The organism is Brevibacillus sp. MER 51 (genome assembly GCF_023714195.1).
Classification (GTDB): Bacteria; Bacillota; Bacilli; order Brevibacillales; family Brevibacillaceae; genus Brevibacillus.
In genome coordinates, this window is sequence record NZ_JAMAUS010000016.1 from 1 (window position 1) to 16,543 (window position 16,543).

The window sequence follows — 16,543 nt, forward strand, 5'->3', positions numbered from 1 at the left end:
ACGGAGTCAAGGGTTCGCTTCGCCTTACGCCCTTGACTCCATTGACCCGAGAAAGATGTCCCAATTAGGGGATGAAACCTTTTCATATAACGGTTGATTGAGTTTACACGAAATTCTTGACAGACCCGGAGCCTATAGAAATAAACGATATTTAATCATTTAATCTACAATTAGTATGTGGTCTGTCAATATTTTTGTGTAAGCTCGTTTACAATCAACAACAAGATCATACAACCAACAACAAGATCATACAACCAACAACAAGATCATACAACCAATAACACGTATAACCCATGTAATACCAGTCAATACGGATGTACGCACATCAACGCTTTGAAATTTATACCCTAAACAACGCTATTGCGTTAAATTGAAACAGGTCGATTATGGTCAGATACCACCATGATTGACCTGTTTTTTATGTGCAGCCGAAGGAAAGTAGATGTTCTGGTGTAAAAATGGCAAAATAAGGTAATTTATGGTATATTTTATGTAAACTATACGAACTCAAAAAGATCGTGGTAAAGGAGATCTAGCCGATATGCAATTATGTAAGAAGCAATGGCTTTTTATCGTCCTTTTTGTACTAGCAGGCTTGTTTGCAAGCTATGCGAGTTATTTAGCCTTTACCAAAACGCTCGTGAACATATATGTAGAGAAAATGCCTGACGGGGCTTGGGTCGTTTCAGACAACGTCGTATCGGAATACAATGCAAGTCAGTGGGCAGAGGAGAATGGCATAGCTACAGGCGATAGGATTATAAAAATAGATGGTCATTCTCCCGATGAGGACATCTCCGTTTCACGTTTTGGGAAGATTGGCACGGCAGATACACTGGAAGTCATAAAAGACGGGAAGCGGATTGTGCATCACATACAAAATGAGCACAGCATTTCGTATCTGGTGTACTGTGTGATTCTGCCAAGCATTATTTTTGTGATGCTGCTTCTCTTTTCTATATTTTTGCTCCAGAAGACAGAGGCAAAAAATGTTCCTTCGATCACGTTAATTCTGTTTTTTCTGGCGACCGGGTGTGGTTATGTATCAGGTGCTACCGCTGGCTTGGGGGACATGATCATTCGGCTTGGCAATACGCTGGGTGTTTTGTTCTGCCTCGTATTATTACTGCATTTTCTTCTCAGCTATTTTGACCTCCTCCACATGAGAGGGCGCATCCTGCTGACTCTCGTATACTTCACAGGCACGCTCCTCTATGTTGCCGAAAGCTTCGTTTCATTTGCAAAGATGAAGGATTACTTCTTGACGGTGTATGTAGTCAAGCTGACCTTTTACTCCATTGTATTCTTGATAAATCTCATTGTTATTTTATTTCAATATTTCCATTACCGCCGAACACGAAAAGAAGCGATTATGAAGGTTATGCTCACTGGGATATGTGTATCCTATTTCCCTTATGTCATGATGGTGACCTTGCCGAAAACGCTCTTTGGTTTTGAATTGATCCAGACTGAGGTAGCGGTCTCGTTTCTGTTTTTCTTGCCTGTCTCTTTTTATTATTTGGTGACAGCGAAACAGCTTCTAGATATTGATTTTTTGTTGAACCGATTAAAGTATTATCTCCTGCTGTCACTCCTGCCATCGGTGTTGATCTTGCTGATCTGCATGTATGTGATCGGCTATTCTCCAAATGGAATGGTGAGCTGGCTTCAGCTGTCACTGGCGACTTATCTGATTATTACGCTGCTCTTTTTTGCAAAAGAGGCGCTGGACTATGAACTAAGGCACATTTTGTTTCGAGAAAAACTCAATTTCCAGTCAAGCCTGGATCGTTTTTCACGAGAGATCATGAGAGTGATGAAGGTGGTAGAACTGGATGAGCGCTTGCTTGCAGAAATACGTGACACGTTGCAAATAAAAGCCGTTTCCATCGCTGAGATTGAACCGAACCAGAAGAAGGTACATTGGCTGGAAGGCTATCCAGCCCCGCAGACGGAGAGTATTATTCAGGTTCTTCAACAAAAAAGTAGCGTCGTGAAGATTGGAGACATCGTTACCGATGAGAGCGGTGTGTTTATCCATATGGGGGAGCGGAATCAGAAGTTGGCATTTGTCTGGTTGCAAAACAAGCCGAACCAGACACAATTCAATTTCGACGAAATCATGTGGATAAAAACAATGATCAGATATGTAGGTCTTGTCTATGAAAATCTTTTTTTGATTGAGAAGCTGTCAGACGAGCTGGAGGAATCGCTGCAAAAGCAAAAAGGGGTGTCACCGTGGCTCCTTCGCTTGTTTTTTCGCATGTCTGAGAAGGAAAGGCGCCGACTGGCAAGCGATCTGCATGATTCTGCGTTACAGGAGCAAATTGTTTGGTACCGAAGACTGGATAAGCTGATTACAGACACGAATACACCAGAAGCGGTAGCCAGTGAGCTAACGCACATTCGAGAAGGACTCTTGGATGTCATCTATCAGATCCGTCAAATTTGCAACGAGTTACGACCGCCATTTTTGCAGGAGATGGGCATTGTAGAAGTGCTGGAGGGCTTGATTTCTTACACCCAGCAACAAGAGAATTTTACGATCACGTTTGCGAAAGGTCAGATTCCTTCTGATCTTGATCAGGAAATCTCGATCAGTCTGTATCGGATTGTACAGGAATTGTTGCGAAATGCTGCTAAACACGCCCGTGCATCCAGCGTCCACATCACGTTGGATTGCAACAACGAAGAACACCTGATCCTGCACTATTCCGATAACGGGCAAGGCATGGCTGAAACTGAGCTTCGATCAAGCTTTTCTCACATGGGCATCGTGGGGATTCAAGAGCGGGTGCGCTGTTTGCGGGGGACTATTCTTTTTCAAACCGATGTGGGAAAAGGATTTGATGTTCATGTCACACTGCCCGTACATAGGATTGCCGATACACTTTTGTTGGATGGAAAGGAGATTTATCCATGATTAAGCTGTTGTTGGTCGATGATCATCCCTCTGTTCGGGAAGGAACAAAAGTCATGTTTGAGGAGGAGCAAGATTTTGCAGTAAGCGCGGTTTCTTCCGGGATGGAGGCATTGGAGCTGGTCAAAATCAATGACTTTGATGTAATGTTGTTTGATTTGCACATGCCCGTAATCAACGGCTTGGAGCTGACCAAGCGCATCATGAGCATCAAACCCAATTCGCTCATCATCATCTACACAGGCTTTGAAATTGAGCCTTACTTTAACAATTTGGTAGAGGCGGGTGTCTCCGGTTTTGTCAGCAAAACAGCCACAAGAGAGCAGATGATCGAAGCCATCCGATGCACAGTGCGCAATGAAACCGTCATTCCGATTCCTTTGTTCAAACAATTAAGACGAAACAGTGTACGGCTATGTACTGGCGAGGATCAACTGGAAGAGGTGTCCATAAACGAACGCGAGCAGCAAATCCTGCTCGAAATTGCGAAAGGGCGCAGTAACAAAGAACTGTCGGAGATCTTGCTGATGAGCCAGCGCAACGTGGAGTACCAGTTGACGCGCATCTTTGGAAAGTTGCAGGTACGGTCGCGGGCAGAGGCGATCAGCGAAGCGATCAAAAGGGGGATCATCCCTGAACAGAGTTGGTAGTCGTTTGGAGAGAAGAGCGTTTGTACTTGAAAAAGTCAAGCGCTCTTTTTATATTTCGGAAGAATGATTGCGGGGAGCGCAAAAGATATACGGATTTCCGAAATAGCGTTTTCGGTGAAAAATGTAAAAATCTGGATTAAAGTAATAATCAGAAGAGGTTGAAGGTATTGAGGAGGTGAAAAGCATAGCTGGATGGATTACAGGTTTAGCTGATATTACGGAGTGAGTATTACAAAATTTAAGGAGGTTGTTTTTATGTTGAAACGTTTTGCTTTTTCTATTCTTTCGGCAGCTATGGTGCTATCAATGGGAACTGGTGCAGCATTTGCTTCTCAGGGAGATCGTGTATCAACGGCTAAAGCACCAACGGCTGTGAGTATTCAGCAACAGTCGTATAACGTGTACATTTCATGGACCGAACACCCAGTAGCTACGTTTTACCAGGTGTCCATGAGAGAGGTGAACACTAATAACCACATTATACCAGAGTATGTATTTGGTCGAGGTCTTGGTTACTATAGTCTTTCTTCTGCGCCAGCTGGCTATTATAGAGTTTGGGTTGGTGCATATGATGGTCATCCTAAATATGGTGGTAGATTGTTAGGGATGCAAGAAAGATATATATCTGTGAACGGTCATACTTCAGTACATCTTGATCCGTCACGTCTATAATAATTGTTAGTAAAAGGGCCTTAATATAGAGCACTACATATAGTAGTGTTTTGGTTGAAGCTAGACTCTTCTCTAACAATTCTTTCTAAAATGTAACTTTGATAAAAAATGCAGCAGTCCAACTCCTTTAGGATGAGGGCTGCATTTTTTCTATGCGCTTTACCATCCGTTTTGGGTTTACGACGAAAGTCGTAAGAGTCTTTTTACATGCTTAGCGTATCCAAGAGTACTCCATCTCAGTTTCGACATTTCTTGGATTATTTCAGCAAACAAAATCTTAAAATAGACTCTATCTATTCGAATTAGGGAAGCACTTAGCGGGAGAGGCTACTGTCAGAGAGCACGAGAGTTACGCAGAGATGAAGGTTCTGGCGAGAATCCATGTCCGATAAGCAGATTTTTTTCTGAAAGGAGAAAGGCTGCCGAGTTACTCGACAGCCGTGGGGGAGAGAAAGAGCCCTACACTATCCCAAAAAGAGAAAACAGCTACTCACCACTTAACCGGCAAAGAATGATAACCAAACGCTAAATCAATCATGGCACTTGCTTCTTGACGCTTCAACAAATCTTTTGCGCGGAATGTGAAAGAGCCATCTGCGCTTATCTTCGTATCAGGATCGACGATGCCTTGTGAAGCAAGAGTAGTGATCGCATCTTTTGCCCATGCATCGGCTTTGTCTTGCAGCTTCACTTTGCTGGTTGCCACGGGTTCAAGCTGCTTCAAAGTTTGGATCATGACAGCAGCGGCTTGTCTTGAAATAGGTGCCGAAAGGTTCAAATCAGGGAGGCTCGCGGCCAATTGCTGTCTATTCATGTCTTCGTCCCCGGGAAATCCATACCAGCCATTTGCTTTGACCAGAGCGTCAATAAATTCGCCTTGTGTCATGGTACCTGTAGGATCAAATTTACCTTCCGTTTTTGCTCCCATAATGGAAAGAGCGCTGACATTGCTGATATAGGTCTTATAGCTACTGGTGTTAGGGACGTCTGAGTAAGTCTCCTTCCTATCCATTTTTTGTGAATGGGCAACGGCGTGTGTGACGTCTTTTGGCGTGGAATAATAGAAGTATTGGATGTAGCTGTTTTTGTCTTCCTTGAACGCGATTTTATTGCCTTCCTCATCTACAAACAGCAGTGGATGAATCATTCGTAGCTTTTGTTTTCCACCAGTTTTATCTTCCAGCATGAGTGAGCCATTCTCGTAGGCAATCGAAGTGCGGTTCCAAAAGCCACGCGTATTTTGGTACAGCCCGATATATTTTTGCGCATCTATTTCACTCAAGGGAGAGTAAACAGGCTCTGCTTTTTCTTTTTCGGGGAAATAATGATCCATGAACTCTTTGAAAATATCGGATCTCATGTCCGAATCATTGTTGTAGGACATATAAAAGGCGGTTTTTTGTTCAGGGATCAATACGATCAGGGAAGCATGGCCAGGTATGTTTCCTCCCTTGAAAACCACGTGCTGACCATTTGCCAGCTCTCTATAGAGGTTTTCAAAGCCTACTGTTGTGACCGGGATGTCCTTTTCGGCGAAAATCTGATAGGAATGCATCAAGTCCAGGCTTTTCTGGCTGACAATTTCCTTGCCGTCAAATTTTCCGTTTTGCAGCTGCATGATCAAGTACTTTGCCATGTCATCTGCTGTTGATATAATGCTTCCCTGCGGAGCATCACTTGGAAGGAATCCTTCTGCGGGATGTGGCTCGCCATTAGGGCGGTAATGGGCAGCCATTCTATTCAAGAGATCAGGCTTTAAGCGAACGCTACTCGAGGTCATTCCGAGAGGCTTGAACACTTTTTCATCCATATACTGGGCAAAGGGGATTCCACTTGCTTTTTCCACGGTGTAGCCAGCGAGTAAGAATCCTGTATTATCGTAGGAATAGACCTCGCCAGGTGGTCGGATGACGGACGGCATTTTATTCTTTGAAACGAATTCAGCCATCGAGATGTCCTGCTCGATGTATTGTGGACCGAGAAAGGTAGTGATGTCAGGAGAATCGAAGCCGCTTGAATAGGTAAGCATGTCGTACAGAGTGAGCGGTTTTCCCGTCTTATTGGGAATCTTTAGCCCGCCGAGATATGCCTCTACATTATGATGCAGGTCTATTTTGCCCGCATCGACTTGCTGCAAGACCGCCATGTCGGTAAAGCTTTTCGTTACAGAGCCAATTTGGAACACTGTGTCTTTATCAACAGGGATTTTCTTTTCCTTGTCAGCGAAGCCGTATCCTTTGTTCACGAGGACCTTGCCATCACGGACGACAGCAAAGTTGGAACCATTGACATTAAATTTTTTCATCTTCTCTGCAAACAGTTGATCGGCAAACGCTTCTACTTCTTTGGCATCCAGCGGTCCTTTTATGTTATTGGCAGCAATGGAAGCAGTCTGATTTATTTCCATTGCACCGAGTGGCTGGGTGCATACGGCAATCAAGGTCGCGGAGAGAAGAAAAACCGTGAGACTCATTTTTTGAAAAGCTTTTTTCATGTATGATTCTCCTTTGGGTTTTGCTAATACGTTTTGTCGCACCGACTCCGAGAGTGAGCGCTTGAGCACAGTATGGCAAAGCTCATGGCAAAGCTCTTGTCATACTCGGTAGTAACTTTCTGTCATATGACACTTTGGCACTGGCTCATACGCAGGTTCCAAGAGCATATGAAAAAGACTGCCGAGTTTCTCGACAGCCTTAAATGGGAGAGAGTAATTATTAATCTTTCAACTCCGTAATCACTTTTGAAGCGCGTTTTTCATCCGGGGTAGGGAACATTTGAAATTGATGCTGAAGTTCGATTTCCTTCTCATTCAAGTCACTTGAATTTTTTTGCTCAGCTTGTCCCCTGTGTTTATCGCTATTTTCCACGACCAGTCACCTCCCTCAAAGGAGTAGGGTATACAACAAGTCCCTACTTTATCCCAAAAAGAGGAAAAGGATGCTTATCGTTTAATCGGCAATGAATAGTAACCAAATGCTAAGTCAAGCAAGGCACTGGCTTCTTGACGCTTCAGTAAATCTTTTGCGCGGAATGTGAAAGAGCCATCTGCGTTTACCTTCGTGTCAGGATCGACGATGCCTTGTGAAACAAGAGCAGTGATCGCATCTTTTGCCCATGCGTCGGCCGGGTCTTGCAGCGTCACTTTGCTGGTTGCCACAGGTTCAAGCTGCTTTAAATTTTGGATCATGGCAGCAGCGACTTGTCTTGTAATTGGTGCCGATGGGTTCAAATTAGGGATGCCAGCGACCAATTGCGGTCTAAGGTCCGTCCCGGCCATTACGTAATGGCCTTCTGCTTTGATCAGGGTGTCAGCAAATTCGCCTTGTGTCATGGTCCCTGTAGGATCAAATTTACTTCCTGATTTCGCTCCCATAATGGAAAGGGCGCTGAGGTTGTTGATATGGGTCTTATAGCTGCTAGTGTTAGGGACGTCTGAGTAGGTCTTTTCCATTTCCATTCTTTGAGATTCGCCAGCAATGTTAACGCCTATTGCTGTTGTATAATAGTAGTAGTTGATGTTACCGTTTTTGTCTTCCTTGAACGCGACTTTTTCGCCTGTCTCATCTTCAAATAGCAATGGTTTAATCATTCGCAGTTTTTGTTTTCCGGTTGCCTCACTCTCAAGCACGAGTGATCCATTCTCATAGGTAATAGAAGTGCGTGTCCAATAGGCACGTGTATTTTGATACAGCCCGACATATTTTTGCGCATCCGCTTCACTCAAGGTCATGAAAACAGGCTCAGCTTTTTTCTCTGTTTCTGGGAAATAATGATCCATGAATTCTTTGTAAATATCAGCGCTAACCATTGAATCATTGTTGTAGGACATGAAAAAGCCGGTTTTATGTTCCGGGATCAATACCATCAGGGAAGAATGGCCTGGCATGTTTCCGCCCTTCAAAACAACTTTCTGACCATTTGCATACTCTGGAAAATAGTTTTCAAAGCCTAAGGTTGTGATCGGGATGTCACCCGCGGAATACTGGTGCGTATGCATCAAATCCAAGCTTTTCTGGCTGACGATTTCCTTGCCGTCAAATTTTCCGTTTTGCAGGTGCATGATCATGTACTTTGCCATGTCATCTGCTGTTGATATAATGCTTCCCTGCGGACCATCAGTTGGATTGGTTCCTTCTAGCGGACGTTGCTCGCCAGTATTAAAGTAATTGGTAGCCATTCTCTTCATGAGCTCAGGCTTCAAGCGTACACTGGTCGAGGACATTCCGAGAGGTTTGAACACTTTCTCATCCATATACTGGTAAAATGGGATTCCACTTGTTTTTTCCACAGCGTAGCCAGCGAGCAAGAATCCTGTATTATCATACGTATAGACTTCGCCAGGTGGTCGGACGATGACCGGCATGTGCTTTGGAAAGAATTCATCCATAGAGATGTCCTGCCCGATGTATTGTGGACCGGTAAAGGTAGTTTCGTCCGGAAATTCGAAGCCGGGTGTGTAGGCGAGCAAGTCGTACATGGTGACTGGTTTTCCTGTCTTATTCGGAATTTTTAGCCCACCGAGATATTCCTCTATATTGGCATGCAGGTCAATTTTACCCGCATCGACTTGCTGCATGGCAGCCAAGGCGGTAAAGGTTTTCGATACTGAGCCAATTTGGAACACCGTGTCTTTATCAACAGGGGTTTTCTTTTCCTTGTCAGCAAAACCGTAGCCTTTGTTCACGATGACTTTGCCATCACGGACGACAACAAAGCTGGAACCAGCCACATTAAATTCTTTCATTTTTTTTGCAAACAGTGGATCAGCAAACGCTTCTATTTCTTTGGCATCCACCGGTCCTTGGGTAGCAATGGAAGCAGTCTGAGTAGATTCAACAGCACCGAGCGACTGTGTGCATGCGGAAATCAAGGTTGTGGAGAGAAGAAAAACAACGAGACTCATTTTTTGTATCACTTTTTTCATGTGCGATTCTCCTTTTTGTGTTACAAAACGTTTTGGCGCACCGACTCTGAGAGCGAGCGCTTGAGCACAGTATGGCAAAGCTCGTGTCATACTCGGTAGTTACTTCCTGTCATCACTTTTCCGACTAACAAATGATTTTGATGAAATGACATGACTTACCCTGTCATATGACATTTTGATACTGGCTCATGTGACGCGCAGTGGTTTACGGTTATGGCAGACCGTCATTAGTGTGTCGGAAAAAGTATAGATAGGAGAGAATTAGCTTATATGAAAAAAGCGATCATGCGTAACGTTCAAAATGTTATCTTTTTGCTGTATACATTTGTCTCGGGAGTATTTTATTTATGTTTTTACATGGTCAGTATCATGCTTGGCTTGGCCTTGTCCTTTACCGTAGTGGGAATTCCATTGCTCACCAATGTTTTGCGTACAACTCAAACCTTTGTCCAGCATGAACGTATTCAGACGAAGATTTATACGGATATTTCCATAGAACCGTTGGCAATGAGAGAAAGAGCCAAGGGAAATCAATGGATGCAGGCTAAGGCGGAATTATCGGATGTAAAAAACTGGATATCCGTTTACTGGCTGATGAAAAAATTTGTCCTAGGCTGTATCTGCCTGGTGGTCGGAGTGCTCATCTACATTGCACCCGTATTTTTTGCGATCGTACCGTTGTGCTATCCTTTCGTGGAGATACATTTTTTCGGGAGCGTAGTGGATTCAGAGCTGAAGGCATTGCAAATCATGGGTTTAGGATTCATACTCATGATCGGATGCTCCAAGCTAGGGAACGGTCTGGTACAATTAGTTGGTGGGTACACCCGCTTGATGTTCAAAGCAATTAGGAGATGATGGTTTGTTAGATGTCGTGAAACAATGGGCTTGGTATGACTGGGTGATGTTTTTTTTACGTCTGATCGTTTGCTTTTCACTCACCGTTACGACTGTAAAATTTGGAGATTATCTCACGCTACCCTTATGGATTGTTATACTTTGGGAAATGATGGTGTTTTCCGTCCCGTGGATTTGTTTAATGCTGAGCTATCGTTATTATCTGATAGCAGAAATGCTCTTGTTTGGCGGATTATCGATTTATCTCACGTCTATGTTTCCGGAGGCGTACATTACTTTATTGATGCCTGCTTTTTTGATTGCCGCCAATAGTGCGGAGAAATCGTATCGCTGGGCGGCTCCCATTACGATTGTTTTCCTTCCACTGCTGATTGTGCTTTTTTCGCGGGAAATTGATGTCTTCGTGATTTTTTCGCAAGTCGGGCTTGCTTATGCGATAGGGTTTGCCTTTCATTTGCTCATCGTCAATCATCGGCAAAATGAAATTATTCTCAAGCAAAACAGTGTGCTGGAGCAATACCTCACCCAAATCGAGAAAGTGACTCTGCTGGAGGAGCGGGACCGACTCTCAAAGGACCTGCATGATACGATGGGGCATTCCTATGTCTCGATCATCATGGGGCTGGAAACCTTGCGTCAGGATGTAGCGTCGGAGGAAGGGGCGCAAAAGCTCGAATCCCTCTTGCAGCTTGCGCGAAAAGGTATGAAGGAAGTGCGAGGGTACTTGCATCAGATGGGGGCACCGCAAGAGACGCTTCCCTTGGTTCATTCGCTGAGGCAGCTTGCAGAGGAGTTTCAGACACATGCAAAAGTGAATGTGCGGTTTCGTGCAATTGGAGAAGAGTATCCGGTCGGTAAACAAGTGAAAATGACCTTGTTTCGCTGCTTGCAGGAATCTTTGACGAATGCCGTACGACACGGGAACGCTACAGACATCGTCGTTTCCTTGCATTTTGAGCAGCAACAGACGAGGCTGGAAGTACAGGATAACGGTCACGGGGTGGATAATTGGGAGGATGGCTTCGGGATCACGACGATGAAAGAGCGGGCCGCGCTTCTGCAAGGAAGAGTATCCGTATACTCAGAGCGGGGAGAAGGAACGCTCATTACTTGTTTGGTTCCGAGGATGGTAGAGAGCACCGATGAAATCATTCGTTTGTTTATCGTCGATGATCACTCGTTTATTCGGGAAAGCTTGCGTTCCATATTAGAGGGACAGCGGGATCTGCGGGTAGTCGGGTTAGCAGAGGATGGGGTCCAGGCTGTGGAGCTGTGCGAGGAGCTGGAACCAGATCTTGTGCTGATGGACTTGGAGATGCCGAATATGGACGGGATTACTGCGACAAAACGAATAAAGGAAAAATGGCCCGGTATTCGTGTCCTTGTCCTGTCTACGTTTCAAGATACTGAAAAAGCCAAGGAAATCATGCGCAGTGGTGCAGACGGATATCTTTTGAAATCGATCGATTCACGAGAGCTTGCGGAAACGATTCGCCTCGTCCATCGCGGTGGTACGATGATTGCACAGGACCTGTTTCATAAAATGCTGGATGCACAGCCAGCAAGCGAACAGGAAGATTTGCTCGGTGCACCGAAACTAAGCGAAAAAGACGAGAATGCTTATGGTTTAACGAAGCGGGAGCAGGAGATTTTGCAGATGCTTTCCCAAGGCATGCGTTATAAAACAATTGCTTCCAAGCTGTATTTGTCAGACGGGACCGTGCGTAACTATGCGTCTGCTCTGTATGACAAGCTCGGGGTGCGGAATCGGGAGGACGCGGTACAAAAAGGGAAAATGGAAGGACTTCTGTAATGTGTGATAGCCAGGGAGAGTAGGCCCTGGTTTTTTTGTATAGGTCATTTGACAGCTATTTACAGATAGTTGTATATTAAACTATCAAATGAACCCCCCTATACATAAACAACTCTTCTATCCAAACTCCACGAGGAGGAATGACACGATGGAAATGTCTATCACAAGAGGACTCTCAGAATTAAAATTACTCGATAAACGAATCCAAAAAGGAATCAATGAAACGACTTTCATGTCTTCGGCCATTGGACCTAAGCCAGTAACTGGTTACACGTCAACAGAACTGTATGTGGAAACAACAGAGCGCAACTACCAATCCACCATTGATTTAATAAAAAGAAGACAAAAAATTAAGTCGCTGATCGTCGAGTCCAACGCGAAGACGATGGTAACGATAAGCGGAAAGAGATTGACAGTTGCCGAAGCAATCGAGCGAAAAACCTCCATTCAATATGAGAAATCACTGTTGGAGAAAATGAGAAGAGATTACAACCACGCTGTCATGCAGGTTGAAGAGAAAAATGAAGAAGTACAGCTGCGATTGGAAAAGCTGCTCGAAGCGAACTTTGGCAAAGACTCCAAGGTAAAGGATACGGAAATGGAAGCGATCTCCAAACCGTTTAAAGAACAAAATGAAGCGAAGCTCGTAGACCCCTTGAAGCTGAAAGAGAAAATGGATACGCTCAGTAAAGAAATTGACGAGTTTGAGTGTGAAGTCGATTTTATATTAAGCGAATCCAATACGATTACCAAAATCAATCTTGTGGATTAACAGTGTGATTTGCTAATCATTTGAATAGCTGATAAACGAGAGTCCCTTGCCTGGTGGGTTAACCAGGCCATCCTAAAATTATTTGGTGAATATGCGGATGAAAGCTCAAAGCTTAGCGCTCAGATTTCAAACCTTACGTATCAAAGCTCTTTTGGCTCAAAGATCAGGACTTAGGCTTTAAGACTCGATGAAATCTTGGAGTACTGGTCCCAAAAAGTACACTCTCTTGACTTTTCAGCAACCACCAAGCTAAATGGTTAGCAACTAGCACCATACAAAGTAGAGATATGTTGAGAGAAGATTCTCAGCGAACCTCTACTTTTTTATTTTTTAAAACGAAACGGTTAAGAGCTAGCATAGATATGTCGATACAAATAGGAAGAAAAGGAAATAAATTGATTGTGCCATACAAGGAAAGTCAGGGAGTGAAGTAATGGAATTTGAGTTTCATGTTACCTTCAACGATCTACAACTTGATGAAAAGGAAGCTTTTATCGATCTCTGCCAATCGCAACATGTGAAACCGGTCATGATCGTTTTGGATCAGGGAAATTACATCAATCAACCAATGATAACAGGAGTAATCAAGCGAGCAGATTTTCATGAAGCGAATATAGAGATGGAAAAGGTTGCAGCTACGTTTCAAAACAACGGTTTTACCATCGTCCGAAAAAAAGTAGAGATTTCTCCAAAGGAAGAAACGTACTTTCACCAGCCCATCCTAAAAAACTCGAAGCCTTACTTCGAATGGCATGGCAAAGTACAGGTCGATGATGTCGACGCGTTACGAAATTTATGTGAGGGTCATGGCGGGCATATTTCGAGAAACTCATTGAATGCGAATGGAAAGGTGAGATTCATCACCGTCCGAGAATATGAGAGCCCGAAACAGTTTTACGATCGAGTAGAAATGATACATACCATATTGCAAGCAAATCAGATCGAGTTAATCAAAGAACAATACGAACTATGTATTTATGACAGCCGAGAAGAACTGGACAGCGGCTGGATATCCTAATTTTTAAGATGGAGGATCATGATGATAACATATGATGATGTAGCAGAGTTAGAATATGAGGCGAGGGAGCTAGTAGTTTTGGAAGCACTGTTGAGAAGAATTGCTCTTGTGAATATGCCCTTTGTATTAAAAGGCAGCCTTCTCACCAGACAATATTTGGAGAACCGAGAGATTCGGGACGCGGATGATATTGACTTATTGTATGCGGGGAAGATCAGGGACGTCGAACACGCCCATGAAGTATTTACACAATGGATGATTCAAGTAACCGAAATGGATCTGAACGACGGCGTCGTGTTTAGAAGCTTTCGAGAAAATGCCTTTTGGAGATATATCGATTACGCAATGGCAGATGATTTTCCGACGATCAATACGGATATTGCCTATTATTTCAAAGGTCAAACAAGGGAAGCGAATGATTATAACGAGCTTGATCTGGATATTTCGTTTAACCTGGAAATGGATGCAGACCCGGTTCCGCTACAGTACCAACCTGCTTTCGGGGATAGCTTTCTGGTTCCGTACACTGTGCCTCTGTCCATCCAGGTTGCTTGGAAGCTGCATCAAACAATTGTCAGACCGAGGTTTAAAGACTTGTACGATTTGAAATTTTTACTCGCTCACCCGTCCTATGACAACGATGCGCTCAAGGAAACATTACAGGCGCTCGTGAACGAATGCAGTATCGATCCATCTATTAAAAAAGGTGATATGAAAAAGGTGCTTGTTGATGATTTGCATTACATATACGATTCGTTAACCTACGATTACGACTTGAGAAAATATGCGGGCAGCATGGATCGTGGCCTCTATTTTACGCAGTTTGTCAGTGATTTGCGTAAAAAGATGGATTTTGCCGGGATTAATGGGTATGCGTTTGAAAATTTGCCAAGTCCAACACCCAAAAAATTGTAACAGGATAATAAATGAAGTAGGCTTGTTCCTTCTGTTAGGGTAGAAGGAGTGAGCTTTTTTTATGGGATACAGATTAATGATGAAATTGGTCGGAACATTCCCCATCAACATCAATGAATAATACCCTACATTAACCCAAATGCAATTGCACAACAGCTCGTGAAACAAAACGCGCGAGATAACAGGAAAAGGTGAAAATAATAACGAATTGGCAATATCCTGTGAATCCGCAATTGCACGGAGATTCAGGGGATACTAATCGTGGATTGCCGTTGTACGAAATCTCGCGTTTTTGGTTTGAAACTGAGCGGCAGTCTTGGACGATATGATCACGTCATCCTGCCGCTGTTTTCTGTTATCAATACCAATGATTATCCCAAAAAAGCAATAGAACGCTTCACTTTCCTGGCAAATGCAATGGGATTATCAATTGACTCCCAATGAATATACATAAGACGCGGGTTGTCAAAGAGCCAGTGATTATGGACTGCTGTTACCTTTATCCCGTTTTTGCGAAGGTTTGACAACAAACGGTTTACTTGGTTTTGGAAGAGAGCCGTTTCCCCTAAACATAGTGCACGTCCCGAACTGTTCAAGGATTCGAATGAGAACAATTGATAGCGGACCAAAGGGGATGTGGTTTTTCTGCCTAATATAGACGCATTGAATACTCTATTTCTGGAGACGAAACAAACGGGACCTCTTGTAATTTCATGCTCTGTTCCACCTAAAATGGCTGAAAATCGGTTACACAGTCTTCTAAACTGGGGACTTGCCTTTGCTTTTGCATTTACTTTGCCCATATCCGTCATCCTTTCGATTATGATGAAATGAAAACTTCATGGCTCCACCATGTTAACCCAGGAATGCGATGGACTCTTTGGTTTTCCTAGCGAATACGATAGGGTTTTCTATCGCTTCCCAATGCATATACATTAAGCGCGGGTTTTCTTTTAGCCAGTGGTTGTGAAGTGCGGTCACTTTAATTCCACGCTTTCGGAGATTCGACATCAAGCGGTTCACCTGATTTTGGTGAACGGCAGTCTCTCCCAAACAAAGGGCACGGCCCGACTTATCAAGGGATTCAAACGAAAACATTTGAGCTCGAACTAAAGGGGATAGCGTTCGTCTTCCCAAGATGGTTTCTCGAAGATTTGTAAGCCGCATGACAAAACAAACCGGCCCACTGTCAATTTCCGACTCGCCCCCTAATATTCTTCCAAATCGGGTACAGAGTCTTTTGAATTGTGGGCTAACCTTCGTTTTCGCTTTATGCGCCATAGTAATCCTCCTTTTGTCAATCTAGAAATAGCTTATGATTGACAGAAAAAAGGGAAATGAGTAATTTGTGGTTTTTTACATGAAAAAGACACAGATTTCATTCCAGAGCTTTTAGCAATACGTGGAGCTAGTTGTATAAGCTCGTCCAGCTTGTAGAAAAGATGGACTGTCATGAAAAGAATAGAATCGCCCGATTGACCACATACTACAAACGCTATTCTATACCATGAGAGGTGGAGCGTCCGGATGAGTATGACAATGAGTCGGCCCGTGACCGACGTACTTAATAAACAGGTTGCCAACTGGTCTGTGCTGTATATGAAGCTGCATCATTATCACTGGTTTGTCAAAGGACCGAATTTCTTTACCCTGCATGAAAAATTTGAGGAGCTATACAACGAGGCAGCGAAAAATGTGGATGAGCTGGCAGAGCGGCTGTTAACGGTTGGGGGCAAGCCTGTTTCGACGTTGAAGGCCTGTATGGAGCAGGCTTCCATTAAGGAAGCGACAGGTGGAGAGTCTGCGGATCAGATGGTAGAGGCAGTCGTGAACGATTTTACACTCCTGATCAAAGAACTCAAAGAAGGTATTACAGCCGCGGAAGCAGGGGACGATGAAGCGACTGGCGATATGTTCTTAGGGATCATGGACAGCTTGCAAAAGCATGTGTGGATGCTCCAAGCCCACTTGGGAAAATAACGAGAAATTCTTTTATAAGCA

Annotated in this window: 15 protein-coding genes; 10 read left to right on the plus strand and 5 right to left on the minus strand. The window is 43.8% G+C overall.

Annotated elements, in window-relative coordinates; translation table 11 throughout:
* Nucleotides 1-541 precede the first annotated feature (541 nt).
* The 3 genes from M3630_RS25555 to M3630_RS25565 all read left to right on the plus strand — a co-directional run bounded on the left by M3630_RS25555 (nt 542) and on the right by M3630_RS25565 (nt 4,242).
* Nucleotides 542-2,923 carry an ATP-binding protein gene (locus tag M3630_RS25555; protein ID WP_251253951.1) on the plus strand — a complete coding sequence of 794 codons (2,382 nt, stop codon included), beginning with the start codon at nt 542-544 and terminating at the stop codon, nt 2,921-2,923.
* Nucleotides 2,920-3,570 (plus strand): response regulator transcription factor, encoded by a 651-nt coding sequence (locus M3630_RS25560; RefSeq protein ID WP_251253952.1) that lies wholly within the window; start codon nt 2,920-2,922, stop codon nt 3,568-3,570. The genes M3630_RS25555 and M3630_RS25560 overlap by 4 nt, the downstream gene beginning before the upstream one ends.
* A gap of 255 nt (nt 3,571-3,825) precedes the next feature.
* Entirely contained in the window at nt 3,826-4,242 is a 417-nt protein-coding gene (locus tag M3630_RS25565) for a hypothetical protein (RefSeq protein ID WP_251253953.1), read from the plus strand.
* Between the two features lie 490 nt (nt 4,243-4,732).
* Here M3630_RS25565 and M3630_RS25570 read toward each other — a convergent pair whose 3' ends face one another.
* From M3630_RS25570 to M3630_RS25580, 3 genes are all read right to left on the minus strand, one after another.
* Nucleotides 4,733-6,736 carry a serine hydrolase domain-containing protein gene (locus M3630_RS25570; protein ID WP_251253954.1) on the minus strand — a complete coding sequence of 668 codons (2,004 nt, stop codon included), beginning with the start codon at nt 6,734-6,736 and terminating at the stop codon, nt 4,733-4,735.
* 220 nt (nt 6,737-6,956) lie between these two features.
* Nucleotides 6,957-7,109 carry a hypothetical protein gene (locus M3630_RS25575; RefSeq protein ID WP_251253955.1) on the minus strand — a complete coding sequence of 51 codons (153 nt, stop codon included), beginning with the start codon at nt 7,107-7,109 and terminating at the stop codon, nt 6,957-6,959.
* A 74-nt stretch (nt 7,110-7,183) separates the two neighbouring features.
* On the minus strand, nt 7,184-9,166 hold the full coding sequence (locus M3630_RS25580) for a serine hydrolase domain-containing protein (protein ID WP_251253956.1): 1,983 nt from the start codon (nt 9,164-9,166) through the stop codon (nt 7,184-7,186).
* Between the two features lie 270 nt (nt 9,167-9,436).
* Here M3630_RS25580 and M3630_RS25585 point away from each other — a divergent pair, with 270 nt between their 5' ends.
* From M3630_RS25585 to M3630_RS25610, 6 genes are all read left to right on the plus strand, one after another.
* Nucleotides 9,437-10,024, plus strand: coding sequence for a sensor domain-containing protein (locus M3630_RS25585; protein ID WP_221867520.1), 588 nt, complete (start codon nt 9,437-9,439; stop codon nt 10,022-10,024).
* Between the two features lie 4 nt (nt 10,025-10,028).
* The gene (locus M3630_RS25590; protein ID WP_251253957.1) at nt 10,029-11,837 is read left to right on the plus strand and encodes a helix-turn-helix transcriptional regulator; all 1,809 of its coding nucleotides are present in this window, start codon (nt 10,029-10,031) and stop codon (nt 11,835-11,837) included.
* Between the two features lie 148 nt (nt 11,838-11,985).
* Nucleotides 11,986-12,609, plus strand: a complete 624-nt coding sequence (locus M3630_RS25595) for a hypothetical protein (protein ID WP_251253958.1) — start codon at nt 11,986-11,988, stop codon at nt 12,607-12,609.
* 433 nt (nt 12,610-13,042) lie between these two features.
* Entirely contained in the window at nt 13,043-13,627 is a 585-nt protein-coding gene (locus M3630_RS25600) for a hypothetical protein (protein ID WP_251253959.1), read from the plus strand.
* Between the two features lie 18 nt (nt 13,628-13,645).
* Nucleotides 13,646-14,542 carry a nucleotidyl transferase AbiEii/AbiGii toxin family protein gene (locus M3630_RS25605; protein WP_251253960.1) on the plus strand — a complete coding sequence of 299 codons (897 nt, stop codon included), beginning with the start codon at nt 13,646-13,648 and terminating at the stop codon, nt 14,540-14,542.
* A 261-nt stretch (nt 14,543-14,803) separates the two neighbouring features.
* On the plus strand, nt 14,804-14,986 hold the full coding sequence (locus M3630_RS25610; RefSeq protein ID WP_251254006.1) for a hypothetical protein: 183 nt from the start codon (nt 14,804-14,806) through the stop codon (nt 14,984-14,986).
* Here the strand turns inward: M3630_RS25610 and M3630_RS25615 are convergent.
* Nucleotides 14,914-15,345: a DUF1259 domain-containing protein gene (locus M3630_RS25615; RefSeq protein ID WP_173608936.1), complete on the minus strand. Its 432-nt coding sequence runs from the start codon at nt 15,343-15,345 to the stop codon at nt 14,914-14,916. The two genes, M3630_RS25610 and M3630_RS25615, sit on opposite strands and share 73 nt — an antisense overlap.
* Before the next feature lie 52 nt (nt 15,346-15,397).
* Nucleotides 15,398-15,823 carry a DUF1259 domain-containing protein gene (locus tag M3630_RS25620; RefSeq protein WP_173608935.1) on the minus strand — a complete coding sequence of 142 codons (426 nt, stop codon included), beginning with the start codon at nt 15,821-15,823 and terminating at the stop codon, nt 15,398-15,400.
* Between the two features lie 246 nt (nt 15,824-16,069).
* Here M3630_RS25620 and M3630_RS25625 point away from each other — a divergent pair, with 246 nt between their 5' ends.
* Complete coding sequence (locus M3630_RS25625) at nt 16,070-16,522, plus strand: Dps family protein (protein WP_047070550.1); 453 nt, start codon at nt 16,070-16,072, stop codon at nt 16,520-16,522.
* Nucleotides 16,523-16,543: the final 21 nt, after the last annotated feature.